Raw genomic sequence first — 23,024 nt, forward strand, 5'->3', positions numbered from 1 at the left:
ACCCCCGGCCGACGCTTTCGTGATCCCGACCGAAGTCATCCTTGCCCGGTTGGCATAGGATAGGGCCGCGATGACACCCACCAGCGACGACAGAGTAAGGATGTTCGAATGACCTCGTGTGGCCCCCGTTTTCCCCTGATGCAGATCCAGCCCACCATACTGCGCTTTGCCAAGATGCTCGGCAGCGTGTTGCAGCTGGAGGTGGAGATAGTGGACGCCAGCCTGGTGCGGGTGGCCGGCACCGGCCCCTATGGCTGCGGCTTCGGCCGCGAGCTGGCGGGGGATTCGCGGCTGCTGCGCTACGTCATCGACAACCAGTGCGAGAAGGTGGTGATCCAGACCAGCGACGATCCGGTCTGCCGTGGTTGCAGCCACAAGGAGGAGTGCCGTGAGCGCGCCTTTTTGGGGGTGCCCATCATGGTGGACGAGGCGTGCGTCGGGGTGATCAGCCTGGTGGCCTTCAACGGCGAGCAGCAGGCGCGCCTGCGGGACAACCTGCAGGAGGTGAGCGACTATGTGCGCCACATCTCCACCATGCTGGTCTCCAATCTGGTACGCGGTCGCGGCTATGGGGACGGGGTGGACAAGCTGCTGCTCTCGCTCACCGGCAGCATGGATCAGGGCTGTTTGCTCCTAAACGATCGCAACCAGGTGATCCACGCCAACCCGCCGGCCCTCAAGCAGCTCAACGTGGCCAAGGAGCAGCTGCTCGGCCGCACCCTGACGGTGCGCCCCTTGACCTTCGCCCAGAGCGGCCTCACCGGTCATCTGCAACACATCCTGAGCTGGAGCGATCGCCAGGAGCTCATCATAGGGCAGCTGCATCCGGTGCAGGATCAGCAGATCTTCCTGATGGCCTTTCACCAGTCCCACGCCGCCCTCACCGCCCCCCCCGAGCAAGATGCCCGGCTCGAGCCCCTCATCGGCGAGAGCAAGTCCATGCGCCATCTCAAGCACCTGCTTCAGCGCATTGCACTCAGCCCCTCGAGCGTGCTGATCACCGGGGAGAGCGGCACCGGCAAGGAGGTGGTGGCCCGCGCCGTGCACCGCCTGAGCCCGCGCCACGACAAACCCTTTATCGCCATCAACTGCGCCGCCATTCCCGAGCAACTGCTCGAAAGCGAGCTGTTTGGTTATGTCAAAGGCTCCTTCACCGGCGCCTCGAGCGGCGGCAAGCAGGGGCTGATTCAGGCCGCCCACCAGGGCACCCTGTTTCTCGACGAGATTGGGGACATGCCGCTTACCATGCAGGCCAAGCTGTTGCGGGTGCTGGAGCTGCGCGAGGTGACCCCCATCGGCGCCAGCCGCCCGGTGCCGGTGGATATTCGGGTCATCGCCGCCACCCATCAGCAGCTCGAGACCTTTATCGACGAGGGGAAATTTCGCGAAGATCTCTTCTATCGCATCAACGTGGTGCCCCTGCACCTGCCCCCATTGCGCGATCGCCACGGGGACGTGGAGCTGCTCACCCACCATTTTCTCAACCTGCACACCAACCGCATCGGCATCGTCTACCCCGGCCTCACCGAGGAGGTGATGGACCTGCTCAAGGGGTATCGCTGGCCCGGCAACGTGCGGGAGCTTAGCAACCTCATCGAATACCTGGTCAACGTCATCCAGTCCGGCGAGGTGATTGAGAGCTCCTTGCTTCCCCCCAACATCATTCGCAACCAGCAGGGCCAGGAGCGCTCCGGCGCTGCCCCCTCCCGGACCCCGAGCCCCCTTCATCAAGACGCCCCCCATCCGGCATCCCCTGCGCCGGGGGAGCGCCCCCAGTGGCCCGCATCGGCCGAGACCGATGCCCCCCAAGCCGAGAGTGGCCTCGAGAGCATGGAGCGGCAGATGATAGAGGAGACCCTCTCGCGCCTTGGCAACAAGAAGCTGGCCGCCCAGGCCCTCGGCATCGGCATCGCCACCCTCTATCGCAAGATAAAGAAGTATGAGATTGCGTGATGGCCAGCTTGTGACTGTGCCGAGACAACGACAGCGCCCCCTGATGGGGCGCTTTGCATCGTATCTTAACGCTCTGTCTGCAAAATGAGTTCGCGATAGCTGTCGGGGATATTGGCGATGTCGCCGCCCGATGCGCACACCTGCTCCAGATTGGTCAACCTGGTCAGGCGGATGGTTGAGCCAAATCCCTGCGCCGTAAACCCGCGTAACACAGTGGGCAGGTTAATTGCAGGCCCCAGCTCGAGCAGCCAATAGAGACGGTTATCACCTGGGCTTGCCACCACGCCGGTCTGATCGTCGCTTAGGCTCGAGCGAGGGCGCTTTTGGCAGGAGAGAATGGGCCAGACTCGGCTTACCTCCCGGGTTTTGCCATCGGCGGCGAAGGTGGCAACCGCCAGATAGCGGATCTCCTCCATCAACTGGTCATCGTAGCGGGTCGCTATGGTGGTGACCGGGGTGTGATACCAGCGAGCCGCGCCTGTGAGGAAACCATCGAAATAGGTGGTCGCACGCGAGCCACCCAGATCGGCGGTAGGAATAATCAAGGTGAGATCCGTATGGCGTAACTGCTGCATCCCCAGCATGGCGATCCGGCTTGGCTCTTCCAGGTAGAAATGACCGGTGTGAATGGCGGGAGGGTAGCGGGTTGTGCCATCGCCGAGCTTGGCTTCGAGAAACGAGTGAAGCCAGCGGGAGCCGCTCTCGTCAGAGGAGGGCAGCAGGGCAAAAGCGCCGATCCCGATCTTCTCGATTTCGTTCTGATAAGGGTTGCGCTGCCCACTTGCCTGACTCATAAACCCCGGGTAGAGGGCGAAGGCTCCGAAGGTGGGTCGGCTCGGTATGCTGATCCCTTCTTGCCGATAGAGCAGGGCATCGCGATAGCGGTGCATCTGGTTAATTGCATCATCGGGGACTCGGTCCCTCGGGTCAGCGTCTGGTCCGCTTTGCACCCGGTATTTGGCATCGAACAGCCAGATAAAGGTTTCACCACGACCCGTGCTGGCTTCGATCAAAATATCCGGTTTCTGGGGGACCAGCAGGGCGTGCACCGGCTGGTTTTCTTTGTAGAACTTGGGCTCGTGGGCCAGCTTGACCCGAATATCATCCTCTTTGCGCCAGAACTCCCAGCAATACTTCATCCCCTCGGCGAGTCGGGTATCCCACCCGTCGCGAGTGAAGTTGAAGGTGGGCGTCTTCACCTCGATAAAACCCAGCGCCTGAATGATTCGGCGTACTTCGAGCACGCACCAGAGCTCGTAGAGTTGATCCATGCTGCGAACGCCGGCCACCGCATCGTTCCCCATGGCTTCGAGATAGAGGCGCAGTTGCTGCCAGATCCGGTACACGGTGCTATAGCCACTCTTTTGTTGCAGCACCAGCGACTCGCGGTGCAAGACACTGGCCGGGCCTATGTCTCGCATCAAAGGGTGCGCCAGTGCCTGCTCGAGCGGTTTGCCCCATGCCTTGAGTCGAGCGAAGAAGGCCTCGGAGAGCAGCGAGTGATCCCCCTGCCGGTTCAAGTGCTGCAACATGCGCAGGGTTCGCTCCAGCACAAACTTGATAAAGCGGTTTTCTGGTGTGTCGGTGGTGAGCTGTTTGCGCTCGATGCGGTATCTGCGCTCTATGCCGGCATCGAGATCCTGGCGGATCTGCTCGGCCAGCCTGGGCTTGGGTGGCCGCTTCATCCGGGTGGCAAGCAGATGCTCGGTTTTGCTCTGTAACCGGCTGTGTGGTGAGTTGATGATGTGGCGAACACCCCGCTCCAGCTCTTGATGCAACGCCTCGAAATGGGCCAGCCATAGCAGCGGGAAAGGCTCGGCCATGCGCTGGCTGCGCCCACCCTGCTGGCTGGTGGCGCTGTTGATCGTAAAGCGCCAGTAGGGGTAGTGCTTGTCCAGCGCCTGGTGGATCAGGGGCAGATCCCGCTGGATATCCAGTTTGACCGGGTAGACGTCAAACCAGAGGGTCAAATGAACTCGCTCCGCATTACCCGAAGCCGATGCCGGCTGATAAGAGAAGGGGAGGGCAAGCGATCCCACCTCGTTACCGGTATTGAATCCACCGAGGAGCTCTTGCACCCCCCGCCGGCTTTTAAAGCGAAACGACTCACAGATCCGTTGCAGATGGTGTTCGAGCCGAGGGGCATCTTCTTCCTCGGCAACCTTGTTGTGAAACTCCCACTCGAAGTCGTAAAAGCAGTTTTCAAAGAGCAGGGGTGCCGGCAGCGCCAGTGAACAGAGCGGCTGGCCTTCGGATTGCTCGGGTAGTGCCAGCGTCTTCCCCCGGATGTCGATCCGAGCGAGCGTCAGGGGGGACGAGAAGCGCACGGTGGACGGCGTATCGACCTGCTGGTCGACGGTCAGGCCAAATTCGTCCCCCTTTTGCTGGTGGTTCTCCAACGTGGTTTGTAACTGCGCAGCGCGAGTCTCGTCCGTCTTGGGGTTGGCGTAGACTCGCAAGGTCCAGTCATGGCTTGTCAGGGTAAACAGACACTCCATCTGTGCCTCCTTACGGCCAGTAGCTGGTAAAGCACTGTTTCTCGAGCCGCTCTTTCATCCATGCCAGCTTCTTCTTGCTGCGGCAGGGGACAAGGTGGGGCGCCGGGGCCGGTGTTGCCTCGGCCACGCTATCGCCAAGCCGGCTGTTAAAGAGATCGGGGCGTAGCCCGTCCCAACAGGCGCCAAAGTGTTTCTGTAGCACCTCTTCGAGTTCGCAGAGGAGATTATCCGGTGCACTGGCGCCGGTGTCGGCCCGGTGGCTGCGCAGCTTGTCGCTATCCCCTTCAATTCGGGGCAACACCTTGCACATCATAAAGTCATCCCAGATGGCAATGAGGTGGGCTTTATCGGCAGGGCGGTGGGCCAGCAGGGCCAGCATCAGCTCGTTCAGGGCACGATAGGCCAGTTCGAACGGACTCTTTTCCAGCACGGTATTGACCGCCTTGAGAAAGTCGACGCTGCTTTGCTTGTCCTCATTGAGGGCCGGATCGTCGACAATGGCTCGCCCGTCAGACCAGAGGGGATAGCCCAGTATGTTGGGTTGCAGTTGGGGGGCGAAGTAGTGATCGAAGTTGTTGGGAAAGAACTCGTTAAAATCGAAAGTGAGGGCCCGGTCAATGACCTTGCGGGAAAAACCGTGGGTGGTCTCGTCCATATTGACGGTGCCGGCCACCATCAGGTTAAAGGGCAGCGCAATGCCGTATCGACAAAAATGCTCCCATATCTTGGCGTGCAGAGAATTATTCAGGTCCAGCTGCCACTGTGTTGCCAGTAACTGACGGGCTGCATCATCTAATTGCTGGTTAAGGACATTGGCCTTGAGCAAGGGGGCGCACTCGTAGATATGGTCGTATTCTGAATCCGTGGCCTCGTTATATGCGGCCACATCGGTAGCGGTCAGCCAGTGGCGGGTCTCGATAATCGAGAGATAGTTGGCGAAATATTGTTCAACCGGTGCCAGGTTCATCTCGTCGAGGCAGAGCCAGAAGGGGGGGATTTGTTCCAGATGTGCCTGAGTCAGACCGATTTTTCCATCACCCCTGACCTCGCCGGTTTGTTCGAATATATGGACCCAGGACTTGACAATAAAATCGATAACAGGTGTGGTGACATACTCTTTTTTTCCGCTTAGTCTGGAGACATAACCCAGCAGATCGGAAGGCTCGTGCCAATCAGGGCGAACGGGGACCAGACAATAGTTGTCCTGGCCTTTCTGATTCGCCGCTTGCTCACGAACAAAGCGTGTTTTACCTGTGCCGGAAATACCGGCTAGTAATAGGAATGGTTTGTGTAAAACGTTTCCCTTTGTGCTCTCTTGGTCAGTTTGAAATTCCTCAGTTTGCACTATTTTTTTCAAAACCGCGATGTTCCAAGGTTTCCAACGTTGTTCCTTCCCCTTACCTATTTTAAGTAGCGCGCCAGTCCGTTCTAATAAATGTAACATTAGAGCTAGCCTTCTGCTAGCAACAGATGGAATTTCCAGGCCATTGAAGCCATTAAACTCTAATGCGTCACCTTCCCTTTCTCTATAATTTCTTACTATGCCATAATATATTTCATTTATTTGCAGTGCTTTTTCTATTTTTAAGAAAGCATTACTTATTTCAACAAAGGGTTTTTCTTTATTCTCTTCATAATGAGATACAAAGTCGATCCAGAAGTTCACCTCACTAACTTTTTTTGATAACAGAGAGTTTCCTTTCTCTGTTACATGGAACGTTTGGTCGAAACTGGCTACGCCAGTTATTGACCAAGGTTTTGAAAAGTCTCTGAAATATGGTCTGAAGGACGCACCATCATGACTCCTCCAGGTTAAAGAAGGGATGTTTTTCTCGAGTTCATCATAAATGGATGAACTCTCATTATATACATACTCTCCTTCGTGTTCTTTTATTATTTGTAGTGTCTTAAACCATATATCCGCAGCCCATGCACCTTCTGCACCATCATCAATTTTCGTCCAGTGTTCATATTTCATCTATTTTTTCCAAAAACAAATGTTGTAGTGATAGCTCATCGATAAGATCAGAAAATGACTTTCTATCACGATCAAAAAATACACTTGCAATTTCTCTAGCTATCATTGCTGACAAGAGTGGGGGAACTGCGTTTCCAACTTGACGAATCGGGTGCCTAGAGGTACCAGAAAATTCCCACCAATCAGGAAATGTTTGCATTCTAGCCGACTCTCTAGGCGTTACTTCGCGAGGTTCAAATGGATGAACGTGACCTTTCCCTCCGCCCTTATCAGAGCCGACAATAATAGTAAAGCTGGGCCTTTGTGGGTGTAGTTTATTGATTCTTGTTTTAGGATCGCGCTCGCCATATTCTAAAGATGAATATCTTTGAATTATTCTTTCGCTATGCTTTCTTCCTGTATGATTTGCTATTTCATGCCCCATTTTTGGTAACAAGCGTAGGCCATCAGCGACAGTTCTATAAGCAAGTTTATTGCTGTTATTATCACTACACACGGGCTCGATTGAGCCTATCCTCTTGCCGTATTTATTTCCAATGATAAAAACTCTGTCTCTAAATTGTGGCACGCCAAAATCCGCCGCATTTAATCTGAATACGGATAGCTCATAAGTGAGACCATCTTTCGGGTTGCGTAATTTTTGACATAGCTCTTCAAAAACACTACCTCCATCAATGGTTAGTATCCCGTAAACATTTTCAAAAAAGAATGCCTTAGGCTCTAAATCTGATAGCAGCCTTAAATACTCATACGCTAATAGTCCACGGGGGTCTTCTTTCCCTTTTCTTTTACCAAAAACACTAAATGCTTGACAGGGTGGGCCCCCAGCCAATAGGTCTAACTCACCGACAGAAAGGTTGGTTTGGCTTAGAATGAAACTAGCATCTAGCTCTCGAATGTCCTTCTGAATTATAATGGCTTCAGAGAGCATCTTTTTATTTAATTTATAGCATCTTTTTTTATTTTCATTTAAAGTTATACAACTATGCTCATCGATATCAGTTGCGAATACAGTGTTAAATCCAGCAGCCTCAAGCCCCAAATCTAATCCACCACCACCAGTAAAAAGCGATACGACTTTTGGTGGGTTTTTTGTTGTCTTATGCATTTTAAATTCTACCTACGAATACGAACCACTCACTAATCAATATTTCAACTTTAGTTGAATTACCAATGGATGTCATTTTTATTAGCCCATGCTTTTCCATCTTTTTTAATGTTCGACAAACATTGCTAATTGCACGCCCTGAAAAGCATGCTAATTCAGTAAGTGATTTTGGTTCTTGTTCTCTTACACATTTCAATAATTTTTGATTTTCAGGCGATAAAACATTCGCCAAAGATTTTAATGAGTCAAACCATATATCTACAGATGTATCTGATACGTCAGTTTGCCCACGTATACCGATAACACAACGCTTACTTTCTGATGAACTCATAATCAATTTAACTGTATGCATATACATGGCTTTTTGAATGTTATCACCTGATGATAAAAGAGCAAGCATTTAATAGCGAACTAGTCTGCCGGGGAGTGATGTGTATAAAATGCTCACAACGCTTAACATTATGTTTTTAATAGCTTTTATATTGAAATTTCTAACTCGATGATGGGGATCTCCCAGCGCTCGCTGCGCATTCCGGGTTGGAAAACCTCTTTCTCCTGCTCTTTGCGCCGCTCAACCAGGGCGATCACTCGTGCTTCGCGGATGGTATTCATATCGAACCGCCAGGTCTCTTCTCCTTGCTGGGATAGGTGGGCTATCTCGTGGCTCTGGTGATAGACGTGAAGCTTGTTGTTTTTATCGGGCAATCTTACGAACAGTCTTCGTTCTTTTGGACCTGCCATGTCTCTGTCAGAGCCAGTGCTCCAGCTAAACCAGCTTCTTGGACTCATCGCCGCCCGGGCTCCTTGGTGCCCAAGCAAAGAGCCACCTTCCGGTGGCTCTTGTGGTGATGGCTTAGCAGGCGCTCTGTGGCTCTGCGCGCCTCTCCTGCCGGGGTTGATGGTCACTCATCCTGTCGATGCGCACCGCCGCGACCTTGAACTCGGGGATCTTGGCGTGGGGGTCGGTGGCATTGATGGTGAGCCGGTTGGCCGGCGCCTCGGCGAAGTGGAACGGGATAAAGACTACCCCCGGCTGCATCCGCTTGGTGACGAAGGCGGGCAGCTCGATATGGCCGCGCCGGCTGGTGACCCTCACCCGCTCGCTGTTGCCAATGCCCAGACGCTGTGCATCCACCACGCTCATCATCACCCGCGGGCCGGCGAGCTTGTCGAGCCCTTTGGTCTTGCGGGTCATGGTGCCGGTGTGGAACTGCTCGAGCAGGCGCCCGGTGGTGAGCACCATGGGATAGGTCTCGTCGGGCAGCTCGGCGGCGTAGCGAAACGGCGTTGCGACCATCTGCCCCTTGCCACGGGTGAACTGCCGGGTGTGCAGCAGCCGGGTGCCCTCGGGGGCGGCGTCGTTGCAGGGCCACTGCAAGCCGGCCGGGCCCACCTTGTCCCAGGCGATGCCGGCATACTGCGGGGTGACCCGGCAGATCTCCTTGGTGATCTCGGCCACGCTCTGGTAGTGCCAGTCGCCCCCCATGGCGTTGGCGATCTGCTGGATGATCCACCCGTCTTCGCGCGCCTGCCCCGGCCCCTTGATGGCGGGGGAGAGGCGCTGCACCCGCCGCTCCGTGTTGGTGAAGTGGCCGCTCTTCTCGGCAAAGGAGCAGGAGGGGAGCACCACGTCGGCGAGCTGGGCGGTCTCCGAGAGGAAGATATCCTGCACCACCAGGAAGTCGAGGCGCCTTAGCCCCTCGATGACATGGTGCTGATCCGGATCGCTCAGCACCGGGTTCTCGCCCATCACATAGAGCCCCTTGATGGTGCCGGCGCAGGCCGCATCGATGGTTTCGGTAAGGGTGAGGCCGGGCCTGGTGGATAGCCAGGGGGCCTGCCAGGCGGCCACGAAGCGGGCGTGCGCCTGTGGGTCATCCACCTTCTGATAGCCGGGGAAGTTGTTGGGCAGGGCACCCATGTCGCAGGCCCCCTGCACGTTGGACTGACCGCGCAGGGGGTTGATGCCGCCCCCCTCGATGCCGATGTTGCCGCACAGCAGTTGCAAGTTGGCGATGGCCCGCACGTTGTCGTGGCCCGTGGTGTGCTGGGTGATCCCCATGGAGTAGTAGACGGCGGTGCGCTTGGCGGTGCCGATAAGCCGCGCCAGCTCCATCACCTGCCCGGCGGGCACGCCGGTGATAAGGGCCACCTTGTCCGGGGCATAGTCGGGGGAGAGCACCTCGGCCTTGAGCGCCTCAAACCCCTCCACCCGCTCGGCGATATAGCCCTTGTCGTGCCAGTCGTGCCGGATGATCTGCTGCATGATGCCGTTGAGCAGCATCACGTCGGTGCCGGGGCGCTGGGCCACATAGAGGCTGGCGTGATCGGCCATCCCGATCCGCTTGGGGTCGGCCACCACCAGGCGCGCCTTGCCCGAGCGCACCACCTGCTTGATGCGCGAGCCGATGACGGGGTGGGCCGCCGAGGTGTCGGATCCGATGATAAAGATGAGATCCGAGTGATCGATGCTGGGGATGTCGTTGGTCATGGCGCCGCTGCCAAGGGATGCCTCCAGCCCGGTGACGGTAGAGGCGTGGCACAGGCGGGCGCAGTGATCCACGTTGTTGGTGCCGAGCTCCCGGCGCATCAATTTCTGGAACAGGTAGTTCTCTTCGTTGGTGGTCTTGGCCGACGAGAACCCCGCCAGGGCGTCGCTGCCCTGCTCGGCCCTGATGGCGCCAAAGCGCTCGGCCACCAGGGCGATGGCCTCTTCCCAGCTGGCGGGCACCAGCTCGCCATGTTTGCGGACAAGCGGCGTGGTGAGGCGCTCCTCGCTCTGGATAAAGTCAAAGCCAAAGCGCCCTTTCACGCACAGCAGCCCCTGATTGACCGGTGAGTGGCGATTCCCCTCCACATAGCGGATGCGGTTGTTCGCCTCATCGACGTAGAGGGTGACGCCGCAGCCCACCCCGCAGTAGGTGCAAATAGTATTGACCGGCGTGAGCAGCTTGGTGCGCCCCTGGGACTTGTGGCGGGCATCGACCAGAGCGCCGGTGGGGCAGGCCTGCACGCAGGCGCCGCACTGCACGCAGCGGGAGTCCCCCATCGCCACGCCCACCTCGCACTGCGGCCGGGTCGAGAGGGTGCCATCGCTGTTGTTGGCAAAGCGCAGCACCCCTTGCACCGCCTGCTCGTTGCACGCCTGCACGCACTGGCCGCAGCCGATGCAGCGGTTGGCATCGAACACGATAAATTCGCTGCTGTTATCCACCGCAAACTTCTGGCACTCACGGGTATCGAGGGCGCTCTGATCGACCTGGTATTCGGTGGCATAGTCACGCAGGGCGCAGTCGGTGTTGGCCTGGCAGCCGCACTCGAGGCAGCGGCTTGCCTCGGCCCGGGCGGCGGCGTCGTCAAAGCCCTGCTCCACCTCGGCAAAGCTCCCGGCCCGCTCGCCCAGATGGGGCATGATGGCGCGGGCGATCTTTTTCAAGTGGGCGAACTGGGCGGGGTCGACCTGCTTGAGGGAGGGGGCCTTGCTGGCGTTGAAGGGGCGCACCGGGTCGACCATAGTGCCATGCAGGAAGTGGTCGATGGCCAGCGCCGCCTTGCGCCCGTCGGCGACCGCCTCGATGGCGGTGGCCGGGCCCCGGCGCAGATCGCCGATGGCAAACAGGTTGTGGTGGCCGCTGTGCATGGTCTCGGGGTGGGATGCCAGGGTCTGCCAACGGGTGAAGGGGAGCGGCATAAACTCCCGCTCCATAAAGCTCAAGTCCGGCTTTTGCGACACCGCCGCGATGACGGTGTCGAACGCCTCGACCATAAACTCGCCGGTGGGCTCGGGGCGGCGGCGGCCGGAGGGATCGGGCTCGCCGAGGGCCATCTTCTCGAGACGCACCTGACAGACGCGGCCCGTTTCATCGGCCAGGTTCTCCACCGGATTGGTGAGCATCAAAAAGCGCACCCCTTCGTGCTCCGCCTCGTCGATCTCATAGGCCTCGGCGGGCATCTCGGCGCGGGTGCGGCGATAGATAAGGGTGGTCTCGGCCCCGAGGCGCACCGCGGTGCGGGCGCAGTCGATGGCGGTATTGCCGCCGCCTATCACCGCCACCCGTTTGCCGGTGGTGAGGCGCTGCTCCAGCATCCGATCCTTGAGGTAGTCGACCCCGAGATAACAGCCTTCGAGAGTACTGCCCGGGTACTCCATGGGTACCGCCTTGGAGGCGCCGACCGCCAGACAGACGGCATCGTACTCCTGGCACAGGGCCGAGAGGCCGAGATCGTGCCCCAGCCGCACCCCGGTGTGGATCCGCATGCCACTTTGGCACATCAAGGCGATCTCCTGATCGAGGATCCCCTTGGGCAGGCGGTACTCGGGGATGCCGTAGCGCAGCCAGCCGCCGGCTTCGGGCATCGCCTCGAAGAGATCCACCTCGAACCCCTCATAGCCCAGGTAGTAACCGCAGGTGAGTCCCCCCGGGCCGCTGCCGATGATGGCCACCCGCTTGCCCTTGGCGGGCTTTTTCTCGGGCTGCCAGGGGTCGGCCAGATCCAGATCGGCGGCGTGGCGCTTGAGCTGGCGGATGGCCAGCGGCTCATCCACCAGGGCGCGGCGACACTCTGCCTCACAAAACGCCGGGCAGACCCGGCCGATGGAGAGCGGCATGGGCAGGGTCTGCTTGATGACGGCGGTGGCCGCCCGGTGATCCCCCATGGCGATATGGTGCAGGTAAGACTGGATATCCACCCCGGCCGGGCAGGCCCGCTGGCAGGGGGCCTCGCAGTCGGCGTAGTGATCCGAGAGGATGCGCCCCAGGGCCGATGTGCGGTGGGCGCTGAGCGCCGCCGAGTCGGTGGTGATCACCATCCCCTCGACCGGATGGGTCTGGCAGGCGCGGCGGATGCCGGCGCCGGCTATCTCGACGGCGCAGAGATCGCAGGGGGCCTTGGGGTCGTGCGGGTGGTCACCGCACAGGGAGGGGATGTCTACATGGTGCTGTTTGGCAATCTGGAGCAGGGTGTGGCTCGGATCAACGGCCAGCCGGGCTCCATCGAGAGTGACAGTGAGCATGGCGTGGGGTACTCGGGTTAGGTCGCAGAAAATGCTGCATCTGGCAGGGCCAGCAGGGAAGGCGAAGGAGGATCGCCGAGTGTGGCCCCCACCATAGCAAAGGTGGGCGGTAGCAAGATTTGATTCCGGACAGGTTATGGGCGCAAAAGGAAAACGGTTTCATCGCCCCGGGATCCGGATCGCGCGCTTTTCCCTCGGGGGAAGTCTTTCACGGGAATAGAAGGGCAGGGGTTGTCGCGCGCGTTTAATATTATTGATCCCGGTCAATCTTGAATTATGAAATTAAAAACAGAGAGGTCAGCAATAGGTGAATACGATGGAGGTAATAGAAAATTACCGGGTTATTTAATTTCCCTCATCCCCTATGGTGTGTAAAAAGGGGGTGATGATGATTATTTATGGGAAATATGGCGGCGTGGCGCTGCGGGCCGTTCATCTGATGGTGCAAAACCACTATGGCCATGGGGCCGCCTGGGATATGGCCATCGCCGAGGCCTTCGGCGAGCAGGGGAGTGTCAGGTATAAAAACAACCCCAGGGTGACCTTTCTGACCCTCTGCAGCCTGGGGGTGGTGGGGTGCATACTCCCTTGCGGCTATGACGCCGCCCCCAAGACCCGGGCCCATGTGCTGCGTGCCCTCGAGCTTCTCGCCCGGCGTGAGCCGACCACCCCCATCAACCCCGACCTCCTGTGGCAAGAGGTGATCGCAAAGGATAAGGGAAAGGCCAAGCATAACAATCAGATGGATGTGGTGCTGACGCTCTGGTCGGCCCGCATCATCGAGCTGGGCGGGCACGGCTTTGCGCTCAGTCCCGAGGGGATATAGGAAGCCAGGGTGACCCCTGGCTTTCGGTGATCACTTCACCCGGATCAGGGTATCGCCATCCGTGTGGGCGAAGGGCTTGCCATAGACCTGCAGGCTGGTGGTCTGGCTGTAGGTGATGCGATCCGGGGTGGAGAGATCCAGGGTCATGGCGAAGTCGGTGGTGCTGTCGTTGGCGGTCATATAGCTGCTCTCGGCGATGCCCCGCTTGCCCACGCCAAACGCTATCTTGCTGCCCACCTTCCCCTCTGTGGTGATGCAGACCGCGCGTGGAATGCAGAAGCTGTTGTAAATCATCTGGTTTTTCTTGTCATAGATCAGGTAGCCGCGCTGGTCATGAAACTTGCCGTTGTCGCGCTTTCGAAAGACCTCCTGCTTGTAGTACATGGCGACCAGGTACTGATCGCTGGCGTTTTTGGCATCGGCCGCCGGCTCGAAGGTGATGGTCTCGTAGTAGGGCTCGACCGCCGGCCCCCCCTTGCCCACCTTGCTGCCCTCCTGGCCCGGGGCCACGTCGACCCCCCCCGCATCCACGCTCTTCCAGGTGCCGGCCAGGTGGGCCAGGGGGCCGAAGTCGAGGCCATTGATCATCGTCTCTGACTGCGCGTGTGCCAGGGTGGCGCCCGCCAACAAGATGGCCGGGATAATATAGTTGTTCATCATAACTCCGTTGGATTTCATTATTTATAATGGTGCTCTGGTGAGCCGAAGACACCATATCCACCGGAGAAAAACAGCGTCAATCGACAATTTCAGTGCGCGTCGATTTATGTGAAATCGGGTTTGCTTTTAAGGGGGGTAAATAAACCAATGTTGATGCAGGGCAAATTTGAATTTTTAAATAAAGAATCCACGTTTGCGATGGATCAATATTAACGTTCAGGCCGGGGTGCGCAGCGGTGGGCCGCCGTGACGGCCCCTCGGTGCCTCAGAGACGGGAGGCGAAATGGTGGTTCACCAACTTGATGAAGTTGCGCTTGCGCTTGTGCTCGGCCGCCAACGCCTCGAGCTGTTGGTTAAAGAGCTCCTGCTGCCCCTTGTCATCCCCCAGGGATTGCTCGCACTGGCGCAGGGCCGCCACCGCCTGCTCATACCCCTCATTGTGACCGCTCGCCACATAGCTGGCGGCCACCCGGAAGCAATAACCGATGGCCAGCAAGGGATCGGTTGGCGTTATCTTGTCGGCCAGGGTGAGCAGCAGCCGTGGGCTTATCTTGTGCGTGGCCACCCAGTTGCAGGCATCGTGTAGCCGCTCCTGATCCAGATAGAAGTGCACCAATGCATCATGGGGCTGGGGGGAGTAGACGACCTGCTTCACGGCGGCCCGCTCCTTGAGGTGCTGCTCGACCCAGGGCAGCAGGGTCTCATCGTGCCACTCCAGTTGCTGCTGTAGCTGGCGCAGTTGCTCGAACCCTTCAACATGGGGACGCCGCTCAAACCTGCCCCTGGCCAGCCGCCATGCCCGCGCCTTGTCCCCCAGGGCGATAGAGAGGGCAATGTCCGCCTCGTCACAGGCGTCGGTTTCATAGGGCGGCTGCGCCTGCTTGCGCGCCTTGGCGAGCCAAAACTCCCCCTCCAGCGGCTCGCCATGGTCGCAGCACAAGGCGCACAGCTCGAGCCAATCCCGGGTGGTGCTGGCGATGCTGGCCAGCACGGTCAGTTCGCGGCGCCAGTCGCCCACGGCACGGGCAGCCTCCAGCAAGGGGTGAGCATAGCGCTGCAGCGTCCACTCATACCCATAACCCGGCTCTCGCGCCGCCAGCAGGCTGGCGAGTTTTTCCTCGCAGCGCGCCAGAAAGAGCGCACTGTGCACCAGATCGCCGAAGGCCTCCTCGTCGGGGAAGATATCGCTGGGCTGCTCGAGCAGGTGAGTAAAGAGCCAGTCGACCTTGTCACTCTCTGACCAGGAGAGGCGGGCGAAGAGGGCGGGCAGGCGTGTGCACATGGCCTCCTCCAGCTCGACGCGCTCGCCATTGGAGTCATCAACCTGCTGCAGCACCAGATTGAGTCGCTCAAGCGCATACCAGGTCAGTGCCCATCTGGGCTCGAGCGGCAGGGCGTCGGTGCTCTCCCAGATCGCTTCAAACAGCGCTTCGGCCTCGCGAAAGTAGTCGCGCACCTTCTGCCACTCCCACACATTCCGTTTGGGCAGTGCCTTGTTGATGAGACTCTTGAGCTTGGCGGGGGTGGGGGCCTGGGTATCGAGGTCGACTCTTCCTAGCCAGTGGCGCCAGCGTTTGGGATCGCGCCCGAGTTCATCGAGCAGCAGCTCGAGCAGGGCCGGTTTATCGTGCCGCTCGAAATAGCCGCGCAGCCGCGATCGCTCATCGGGAATGTTGGATATGGTACCTTGTTTATCGCCCAGACCACTTAGCCGCCTATTGAAGGCCAGTGCGGTGGCCACCCCGTGCTTGCAGAGGGTTTGATAGTCGGCGGCGGGGCAGTTGCAGTGGCTGACCAGCGTGCGCCCCATCTCGAGCCTGACCCGATAGAGGTGGCTGCCCTGCACCCGGGCACTGAGGGTATTGCCATCCTGAGCGAGCTGCTGCACCGCCCCCTGGACGGCCAGTGTTAATCCCTTGGCAAAACTGGCCTCGCCGCTTTGCGCCTTGAGCTCGTCAATATCGATCGGTGCAGGGTCTTGGGGGGAGTGGCTGGCCAAGGGGCGCTCCTTCAACAGTATGAAACGGGTCAGGGGGTGGGATGCCGCGCATCCCACCGGGGTTAGCGAAAGAAGAACTCGTCAAAGCCAGAGTGTGCATCCCAAATGGCGTGTTGACGCTCTTCCCAGAGCCGGGAGAGATAGGGTTTGAGGGTTGCCAGGGTGGTGATGGTGGCGAGCTGCTCTTGCAACTGCGCGATGTCGCGCTGCAGATACTGCTGGTGATCGTCAAAGGCGAGCGCAGTCTTCTTCTTCGAGCTCTGTTTGAACTTGTGCAAGACAGCCCCCTGCAGCCCTTCGACCTGGCTGTAGTAACGCACCTCGAGCTCATGAACCTTCAGCTTGAGTGCGGGATTGATGGCCGCCAGGTTCTCATCACTGAGCAGGTTGTCGGCTTCTGGCAGATGGGTGTGTGCCAGGTGCAGCAGGGTGAACATATCCCGCGTCTCCCACGCCTGGCTCAGCGCTCCCATGATGCGGGTCTTCTCATCGCGTGCGGCCGGGTCTTGCTCCCGGTCCGGATGCAGCGCCATCGTCAGCTTGCGATAGAGCTGCTTGAGGGTCGAGTTATCCAGCAGTTGCTCAACCCTGGCCTTGGCCTCGGTGTGGGCCTTGCCATGGCGGCGCTGCCTGCGGGCGAAGGGCTCGTCATCGGCAAATGGCGCCTCGTCAACATCCGGCGCCTCCTCTTCACCGGCGGCGGCCTTTTCAAACTGCGCCTGCATATAGGCGCGCAGCTTCTCGGGATCTTTCACCATCTCGCGCAGCTGCTCGATATTATCCGGGCTCTCACCAAACTCCTCTTGCAGCAGTTGGGTGATAAAGTCGCATTGTTCCTCGATCATCTCCTCATCGAACTGGGTCACACTACCCGCCTGCACCGCCATATAGAGGGCGTGCAGATCCAGCTCGCCCCGAAACGGGTTGGATTCGAGATAGTCCATCATCTCGTTGATCCAGTGGTGGAGCATCTCTCGCTGCCACCGGGTAAAACTCTTGCGGGCGGTAAAGCCGGCCAGTCGCTGGCAAAGCTGAAAGATCAGTGCGCACTGCTCGCGCTCGAGAGGTTCAATGTCGCTGACAAAGCGCTGATAGATATCCGCCCCCTCTTTCTCCTGCTTGGCCAGCTTGGCCTGCAGCTTCTCGATGGCCTGCCACTGGCGATGAAAATAGGCGAGGGCCGCACTTTCGTGATGCGGGGTGGCCGCTTTGGCCTTGGTGTTGCGCTTGGTCAGTGACATGGGGGCTCCGGGGTCGAGAATCACGGCGGGCGGTTGCCGCGGGCAGCTTATCAGAGCGGGTGGGGGCGCGCCTACCCTCCTGGTTTGCTGCCGCAGGAGAGGGCGGCCAGGGGTCACCCCTTGGCCGTATATATGATGATGTGCCGCGGCGCGGCATCATCCCATCACCTGGGGTGGGTGAACCAATAGTGGCGGCCCCGGTCGCGATGGACGATGACCCACCGGGGTTTCTGGCATCGCTCCGCCGCCATCAGCAAGGCATCGCAGACCTGCTGGGCCGTCATGCGCTCGGACATGACCCAGCCGACGATGCGGCGAAGGTCCTGCACCATCGCCAGAGAGAGCCTGCCTTCGTCGGTCCACAGGCGGGTGATATCACCCGCCCGCTTGTAACCGTTCACCGACAGGGACTTGACGCACACAACTCGGCAGGGATGGGGTAATTCGTTTTCTCGATGCAGGCCCGGACGACGGCGCGCAGCCACTCCTGGGGGCAATGTGCCAAGGGGGTTGGTTGTCTCGACCAGCGACAGGATAGGTTGGCGAAACCATTCCCCATTATGAGGAAAACAAAAAGGGCCACCTCTTGCGAAGTGGCCCTTTCCAAACGTTTGGCTGGCGGAATCTGAATTAAGCGCTCAACGTGATGATTTTAATGGTTTTTGTTGTCTGGCTGCGGCAGGCGATGTTGCTATCAGTGTTACTGTAAAAGCGCCACCCCCAGACATTGGCCATTACGCAGCAGTTTGACCCCCGGATGAAAGGCTGAGGCATACCCCAGGTATGTTCTCTTTATGCGCCATGCCTGCGTGTCGCTGGGGTGATGATGGCGAGATGGCGACAGGTCACTTCGGTGTTTGGGTCGGTGTTACGTCACCTATGCGGCAGAGATGTCGCTACGTGGCATTGGGGGGGCGGGCGGCGTACCGGTCAACCAGCCGAATGGCCAAACCTTCGGCCGCCCCCTGCCAGCCGGGGCGCTGCTCCATTGTGTTTCGTTTTGCGCACTTTACCGATAACTGCGCAGTTTGAAGTGCGCAACTGCGCAAAAAGGTGCGCAGTTTCCTGGCCGGATAGCATAAACAAACTGCCCGCCAGCCCTTGCTGTCTCTGGCCTCGGAGGTGAATTGCGCACACCGAGTTGTTTTCCGTGTGGTGTGTCACCGTTGCTGTTCGTTTTGCGCACTCTCTATCGCTCAGATCAGGCATGAATAGCGGTTTACCAGAGGATATGAACTCGCTGCATCATCTCGAAGACATAGCGCATGTTCTCATCGCTCGGCTCGTCTTGCCCCAGAAAACGCACCTTGATGCCAAGATACTGCGCCCAAGCAATCCCCTTCTTGAATTCGCGCCACTTGTCATTTTTGGCACATGCCTCGAGATAGTGATTGAGCAGAGGGCGCTGATTTTCGCCAGCTGCGTACTTCGCCGCATCGAAGGCGATCGACAGCTCCTGATAAACGCCAGGCCAGTCGTTGGCATGATAGAGAGTCTTTGCTCGAAGCCAGGGAGCCATCCAGGCGCAAACAGATGACAGCTGGTAGCGCTCTAGTTTGGCGGTAAATCCGGCCACCTCGGATGGCTCACAGACGGTTTTTTTCAGCGCCAGAAACTCAGCAAGGCATTCGATGAATCCTTCCGGAATATGTTCTCTTCGCTGTTGCTGCCTATCAAAAAACTCGAAGATAGGACCGACCACATCTTCACCATAGTTGCTCACAAACCACGCCTTTTGCTGATTGGACAAGGTATGAGGCGCTTGCATCATGGTGGACTGAATATGACTGGCGGCATGACCTACTATGTCGGCCCTTTCGCGCCAGAAACGCTCTGTATAGTCTGCGTGGATGCTGTCCAGCATGTCCGACGGGATTTGGGGATGATGCGCCATCTCGTCAAAAAAACGAGAAAGCGTCTCCATTGGGCCTTTGAGCCAGTGGGTATGACGTTTGAATTGTGCTATCAGCTCGTTCAGATCATCGCGGCCATAGAGCTCATCAATGTCCTGACTAATGACGGTAGCCATTCTTGCCACAAACAGGGTCAGCAGTATGCTCTCTTTTTGCTCAGCCAGATGGGGATAAGCCTCCAGCGCTTGCGTGAAATTGCGTTGCAGCCCCTCCCAGCTGGGAATATGTTTGCCGGTGACCCAATTCTGGGCATTCTCCAGCTGATTGGCTTTCAGGTTTTCATTGCTATCAGCCTTCTTGCCGGGATAGTGAAACTGGGTCTGACTCACGCCACTTAGCTGGTATACCCATGCCATGGCCTTGCCAAGCGGCCAGGTGACCGAGTTGTTCTCTACGGTCGGCAGAAACCAGTACGGATCTGCAGGGGCACTCAAACCTTCACTGGCAAGGTTGGTGCGTGCCGGATGCTTATGAAGAGAGATCACCAGTCTGGGAATGAAATGGGTCGATAATACCCAGCGCAGGCTGTTTTTTTTATCCAGATAGGTGCCATCATAGGTGATCACATTGCCATATACCTCGACGAGGTCGGCGATGATATGAGCGAGCACCTGTAACGCCTTGCGGTTTTGTATGCTGGCAGAGAGAATTTGAATAAAAGCATCGCCCAGCGCTTGAAAGCTCTTGTTGATATCCCCCTCTTCTGCAGCAAGCCTTTCCAGCGCTTTCTGATAATTCTTTTTTTCTTTGTCACTTAATGAGTGAGCGTGCTCATACTTGCTGGGAATGATGCCCGTAGCCTTGAAGGAATACTTGACTACTTCGCCCAGGGTTGGAAAACCGGCCGTCATATTGAATCTCCTGATAAGCGCCTGGCAAGCCAGGCGCCCCATTTATCGCTGGTTGGGGTTCAGTTGTTTACCGCGATTGCCGTGTACCTTGGCATTGGCCGGATTGGTGCCATTGCTCCCCTTGTTGGAGTTCAGCTGATTGGCATGATGGTTGGCATTGTGTTGATGTTGAACGCCTTTTCCCGACTTTGACATAAGATGCTCCTGCATGTTTCAGTGGAGCCTTGAGTCTATCTCGGGCTCGATCCGCCGTCTGCCGGAGAGTTGGCGACGAAGATTTTTGACCCATCTATCTGGCGATAAGGTTGATTTCATTGTGTTGAAAAAGAGCCGACACGAGAGTCACAAGGCAACCGGGGTAGTGGCTTCTCGTGTATCCGATTACGCTTCCCAATCGAGCCTACGCGCTGCAAATGGACGGTAACCAAATCTGGTACCTGGATGACTCGGGCACAGAGGGTGGTGATGAGATTGAACAACAGGCCGATGCGCTGGCCAAAGAGAGCTTGATCCCGGCGAGCAACTGGCCTGCGGGGGCATTGACGACTCCGGCTGCCGTTATCGCACTGGCGCAAACGCTGTCGATTTCCCCCTGCATCGTAGCCGGACGGATACGGCATGAAACCGGCGACCACACCCTGTTTAGTCGCCAATTCCGGGATAAGGTAAAAACGGTATTTGGGATGGCTTAATGGGGAGGTCTATGACCTCCCTCAATTTTATAGCTGGCCGGTGAAGGCTTTTTGGGAAAGTGAGCTAAATAGCTTCATATAATTACACTCACTATATATTGGCAGTCCCTTTATTTTCTTCATAATCCCGAGATACTTGTCTTGCATTTCCAATGGAGGAATAAATGGTAAAAATTCACTTAATACAGTTTTGTTGATCGTAGCAATGCCTGTGGTTTGTTTACCTACTTTTAAAAAATACTTCTTTCCCCGCGGAGATGATATTACAGAGCTGAGGAAGCTTGGCCTTACATAATTACTGTCAGTTACTCTGACAGAAAATATATGGTTTTGATGGATGCAGTTTTCTATCTCACCATTCCAGACATGGCCTCTTCCCAGTTTATCTGGATCGCCTCCTTCGGTGAGCAAAATATCGCCTATTTGCAGCATGCTTTTTTTAGCATCTTTTTGTGAAACGGTAATTTCTTGTATTGATGACAAATCAAGATAGCCATCTTGAACATTTGCTACTCGCATGTAAGGCAGTGTTATCGCATCATCTTCTTTGACTATTTTCCCTTTAGTTACTCCTGAACGAATGTCTGCAATATCTTTCAATATCACTTCATCCCAACCTTTTGGGTTGGTGACGGGATCGCCAAACATATCGAGGAAGACGCTGCGCAGGAAGTCATCGGCGAGGGCGATGGCTTGCTGGCGCTTCTGGCGGATGGCGTCGGCCTTATCCAGAATCGCGGCGATACGCTTTTGCTCTTCGAGGGGGGGGAGCGGGACTTCAATTTTATTTAATCCCTGTCCAGTTATTTGGGGTTGGGCTGAACCAGAAATTACATCCTGAAAACCACGTTGTTTCAGAAAATAGTATAAAAACATGATGTCGACCCTCTCTGTATCTAGAGAGTCGAGGGCCATCGCGTTCCCATTTATGTATGACTTAGGCACAGAGATGTTTAGGCTTCCACATGTTGCACCACGACATGTAATCATCAGGGTTGGGTTTTCATGCGTATATTCAGAATAAAAACCAATTTGACCATTCGCACCATAAACAGGAAAGCCATGATCTAACAGGTTAGAGGATGAAATGGTTTTCCATTGTTTTGGTCGGCAGATTGCATTTAATTTAACCATCGGCCACTTCATAACATTTTCTCCAGCGCTTCCAAATCAGCCAGAATTTCTGCTTCCAATGCCTTCAGTTTGCCCAAAATCACTTTGGGATCTTCATAGCTCTCCTCCTGATAGACCACCTCTTTATAGCGGTTGATCGAGAGATCGTATTTCTGGGCGGCTATCTCGGCCTTGGGCACAATAAAGGCTTGCTGGGTGCGATCCTGATAATCCCGCTCAACGCCCGCCTCATCTTTCAAATGCTCGTTATTGGGGAATTGCGCAGCGAGCTGGCGACTGAGCTGATGGCCGATAAAGTTGCCGACTGGCAGCCGCTGCTGGCGGCGGTAGTGCTGCCAGGATGAGACCAGATGGGGCAGATCGTTGGCAGCAATCTGGTTGCGCTTATCATCCAGGCTGTAACCGTCGTTTTGCAGATCGTAGAACCAGACATTGCTGGTGGCTCCGCCCTTGGTGAAGATGAGGATAGCGGTAGCGACCCCTGCATAGGGCTTGAAGACGCCTGAGGGGAGGTTGATCACCGCCTCGAGCTGGTTGTGTTCCACCAGCAGCTCGCGCAGTTGGACATGGGCCTTGGACGAGCCGAACAGCACCCCCTGCGGCACGACGGTGGCGCTGCGGCCGCCGATTTTGAGCATCTGCAGGATGCGGGCGATAAAGAGCAGCTCGGTCTTCTTGGTTTTGACCTTGGCGGTGAGCTTGGGGTCGATGTCCTCTTCATCCAGGGTGCCGGTGAAGGGGGGGTTGGCCAGGATCAGGTGAAAGCCTTCATGACTAGCGTTGGGATAGCGGTCGCTAAAGCCCTGGCTCAGGGTGTCCTGATAGTGGATATCGGGCTGCTCGACCCCGTGCATGATGAGGTTCATGGCGGCGATGCGCAGCATGGTGGCATCGAAGTCGTAGCCGTGGAACATGTCGGTATCGACGTGATGGCGATAGTCGCCGAGCAGATCGCCAGCAAAGACCAACTGCTCTTCGAGCTCGCCGCGCTCGTGTAACCGACCACAGAGAATGAAAAAACGGGAGCAGCCGAAAGTAAGTGGGAATTCGTGGGACAAACTCAAGGCTGACAAGGCTTAGACGGCGATCAGAGGGTACCAGGCGCGCGCTGCGCCAAAATGAAAAACGGCGCATGATGATGGTGTTTAATGCGCCGG

At 57.2% G+C, this 23,024-nt stretch carries 16 protein-coding genes and 2 pseudogenes; 3 read left to right on the plus strand and 15 right to left on the minus strand.

The features are described from left to right. Positions 1–108 precede the first annotated feature (108 nt). Positions 109–1,953, plus strand: a complete 1,845-nt coding sequence (locus tag AB5Y48_RS18755) for a sigma 54-interacting transcriptional regulator (protein WP_368165451.1) — start codon at positions 109–111, stop codon at positions 1,951–1,953. A 65-nt stretch (positions 1,954–2,018) separates the two neighbouring features. On the opposite strand, the gene AB5Y48_RS18760 is transcribed toward AB5Y48_RS18755, so the two are convergent. The 6 genes from AB5Y48_RS18760 to fdhF all read right to left on the minus strand — a co-directional run bounded on the left by AB5Y48_RS18760 (position 2,019) and on the right by fdhF (position 12,551). Next, positions 2,019–4,451, minus strand: coding sequence for a DUF2357 domain-containing protein (locus AB5Y48_RS18760; RefSeq protein ID WP_368165452.1), 2,433 nt, complete (start codon positions 4,449–4,451; stop codon positions 2,019–2,021). Positions 4,452–4,461: 10 nt separating this feature from the next. Continuing rightward, entirely contained in the window at positions 4,462–6,429 is a 1,968-nt protein-coding gene (locus AB5Y48_RS18765; protein ID WP_368165453.1) for an McrB family protein, read from the minus strand. Then, entirely contained in the window at positions 6,419–7,537 is a 1,119-nt protein-coding gene (locus AB5Y48_RS18770; RefSeq protein WP_368165454.1) for a DNA cytosine methyltransferase, read from the minus strand. The genes AB5Y48_RS18765 and AB5Y48_RS18770 overlap by 11 nt, the downstream gene beginning before the upstream one ends. A 1-nt stretch (position 7,538) precedes the next feature. Next, on the minus strand, positions 7,539–7,937 hold the full coding sequence (locus tag AB5Y48_RS18775) for a MarR family transcriptional regulator (protein ID WP_368165455.1): 399 nt from the start codon (positions 7,935–7,937) through the stop codon (positions 7,539–7,541). A 77-nt stretch (positions 7,938–8,014) separates the two neighbouring features. Next, positions 8,015–8,326 (minus strand): hypothetical protein, encoded by a 312-nt coding sequence (locus AB5Y48_RS18780; protein ID WP_368165456.1) that lies wholly within the window; start codon positions 8,324–8,326, stop codon positions 8,015–8,017. A gap of 64 nt (positions 8,327–8,390) precedes the next feature. Continuing rightward, a complete protein-coding gene (gene fdhF / locus AB5Y48_RS18785; protein ID WP_368165457.1) occupies positions 8,391–12,551 on the minus strand; it encodes a formate dehydrogenase subunit alpha in 4,161 nt (1,386 codons plus the stop codon). Positions 12,552–12,936: 385 nt separating this feature from the next. On the opposite strand from fdhF, the gene AB5Y48_RS18790 reads away from it, so the two are divergent. After that, positions 12,937–13,377 carry a hypothetical protein gene (locus AB5Y48_RS18790; RefSeq protein WP_224159790.1) on the plus strand — a complete coding sequence of 147 codons (441 nt, stop codon included), beginning with the start codon at positions 12,937–12,939 and terminating at the stop codon, positions 13,375–13,377. A 30-nt stretch (positions 13,378–13,407) separates the two neighbouring features. Here AB5Y48_RS18790 and AB5Y48_RS18795 read toward each other — a convergent pair whose 3' ends face one another. From AB5Y48_RS18795 to AB5Y48_RS18825, 7 genes and pseudogenes are all read right to left on the minus strand, one after another. Beyond that, complete coding sequence (locus AB5Y48_RS18795) at positions 13,408–14,034, minus strand: heme-binding beta-barrel domain-containing protein (protein ID WP_224163455.1); 627 nt, start codon at positions 14,032–14,034, stop codon at positions 13,408–13,410. A 268-nt stretch (positions 14,035–14,302) separates the two neighbouring features. Further along, a complete protein-coding gene (locus tag AB5Y48_RS18800; RefSeq protein WP_368165458.1) occupies positions 14,303–16,036 on the minus strand; it encodes an SWIM zinc finger domain-containing protein in 1,734 nt (577 codons plus the stop codon). Between the two features lie 62 nt (positions 16,037–16,098). Beyond that, entirely contained in the window at positions 16,099–17,277 is a 1,179-nt protein-coding gene (locus AB5Y48_RS18805) for a J domain-containing protein (RefSeq protein WP_368165459.1), read from the minus strand. A gap of 194 nt (positions 17,278–17,471) precedes the next feature. Then, positions 17,472–17,657 (minus strand): annotated as a pseudogene (locus AB5Y48_RS18810) (IS3 family transposase); the annotation flags it as partial. Positions 17,658–17,674: 17 nt separating this feature from the next. Then, a pseudogene (locus tag AB5Y48_RS18815) lies at positions 17,675–17,846 on the minus strand (IS66 family transposase); the annotation flags it as partial. 650 nt (positions 17,847–18,496) lie between these two features. Further along, positions 18,497–20,041, minus strand: coding sequence for a hypothetical protein (locus AB5Y48_RS18820; RefSeq protein ID WP_368165460.1), 1,545 nt, complete (start codon positions 20,039–20,041; stop codon positions 18,497–18,499). Positions 20,042–20,083: 42 nt separating this feature from the next. Further along, positions 20,084–20,236 carry a hypothetical protein gene (locus AB5Y48_RS18825; protein ID WP_368165461.1) on the minus strand — a complete coding sequence of 51 codons (153 nt, stop codon included), beginning with the start codon at positions 20,234–20,236 and terminating at the stop codon, positions 20,084–20,086. 176 nt (positions 20,237–20,412) lie between these two features. On the opposite strand from AB5Y48_RS18825, the gene AB5Y48_RS18830 reads away from it, so the two are divergent. After that, positions 20,413–20,733 (plus strand): hypothetical protein, encoded by a 321-nt coding sequence (locus tag AB5Y48_RS18830; RefSeq protein ID WP_368165462.1) that lies wholly within the window; start codon positions 20,413–20,415, stop codon positions 20,731–20,733. 27 nt (positions 20,734–20,760) lie between these two features. Here the strand turns inward: AB5Y48_RS18830 and AB5Y48_RS18835 are convergent, their stop codons facing one another. Together AB5Y48_RS18835 and AB5Y48_RS18840 are read right to left on the minus strand one after the other, a co-directional pair. Next, entirely contained in the window at positions 20,761–21,879 is a 1,119-nt protein-coding gene (locus AB5Y48_RS18835) for a restriction endonuclease subunit S (protein ID WP_368165463.1), read from the minus strand. After that, positions 21,876–22,925, minus strand: a complete 1,050-nt coding sequence (locus AB5Y48_RS18840; protein WP_368165464.1) for a class I SAM-dependent DNA methyltransferase — start codon at positions 22,923–22,925, stop codon at positions 21,876–21,878. The genes AB5Y48_RS18835 and AB5Y48_RS18840 overlap by 4 nt, the downstream gene beginning before the upstream one ends. Positions 22,926–23,024: the final 99 nt, after the last annotated feature.

It is taken from the genome of Aeromonas sp. R6-2 (genome assembly GCF_040908155.1).
GTDB classification, from domain to species: domain Bacteria; phylum Pseudomonadota; class Gammaproteobacteria; order Enterobacterales; family Aeromonadaceae; genus Aeromonas; species Aeromonas schubertii.

What these genes read in the sequence shown, in the direction of transcription:
- AB5Y48_RS18755 (WP_368165451.1), top strand. Translation starts at nt 109, where the DNA reads ATGACCTCGTGTGGCCCCCGTTTTCCCCTGATGCAGATCCAGCCCACC.
- AB5Y48_RS18760 (WP_368165452.1), bottom strand. Translation starts at nt 4,451, where the DNA reads ATGGAGTGTCTGTTTACCCTGACAAGCCATGACTGGACCTTGCGAGTC.
- AB5Y48_RS18765 (WP_368165453.1), bottom strand. Translation starts at nt 6,429, where the DNA reads ATGAAATATGAACACTGGACGAAAATTGATGATGGTGCAGAAGGTGCA.
- AB5Y48_RS18770 (WP_368165454.1), bottom strand. Translation starts at nt 7,537, where the DNA reads ATGCATAAGACAACAAAAAACCCACCAAAAGTCGTATCGCTTTTTACT.
- AB5Y48_RS18775 (WP_368165455.1), bottom strand. Translation starts at nt 7,937, where the DNA reads ATGCTTGCTCTTTTATCATCAGGTGATAACATTCAAAAAGCCATGTAT.
- AB5Y48_RS18780 (WP_368165456.1), bottom strand. Translation starts at nt 8,326, where the DNA reads ATGAGTCCAAGAAGCTGGTTTAGCTGGAGCACTGGCTCTGACAGAGAC.
- fdhF (WP_368165457.1), bottom strand. Translation starts at nt 12,551, where the DNA reads ATGCTCACTGTCACTCTCGATGGAGCCCGGCTGGCCGTTGATCCGAGC.
- AB5Y48_RS18790 (WP_224159790.1), top strand. Translation starts at nt 12,937, where the DNA reads ATGATGATTATTTATGGGAAATATGGCGGCGTGGCGCTGCGGGCCGTT.
- AB5Y48_RS18795 (WP_224163455.1), bottom strand. Translation starts at nt 14,034, where the DNA reads ATGAACAACTATATTATCCCGGCCATCTTGTTGGCGGGCGCCACCCTG.
- AB5Y48_RS18805 (WP_368165459.1), bottom strand. Translation starts at nt 17,277, where the DNA reads ATGTCACTGACCAAGCGCAACACCAAGGCCAAAGCGGCCACCCCGCAT.
- AB5Y48_RS18820 (WP_368165460.1), bottom strand. Translation starts at nt 20,041, where the DNA reads ATGACGGCCGGTTTTCCAACCCTGGGCGAAGTAGTCAAGTATTCCTTC.
- AB5Y48_RS18825 (WP_368165461.1), bottom strand. Translation starts at nt 20,236, where the DNA reads ATGTCAAAGTCGGGAAAAGGCGTTCAACATCAACACAATGCCAACCAT.
- AB5Y48_RS18835 (WP_368165463.1), bottom strand. Translation starts at nt 21,879, where the DNA reads ATGAAGTGGCCGATGGTTAAATTAAATGCAATCTGCCGACCAAAACAA.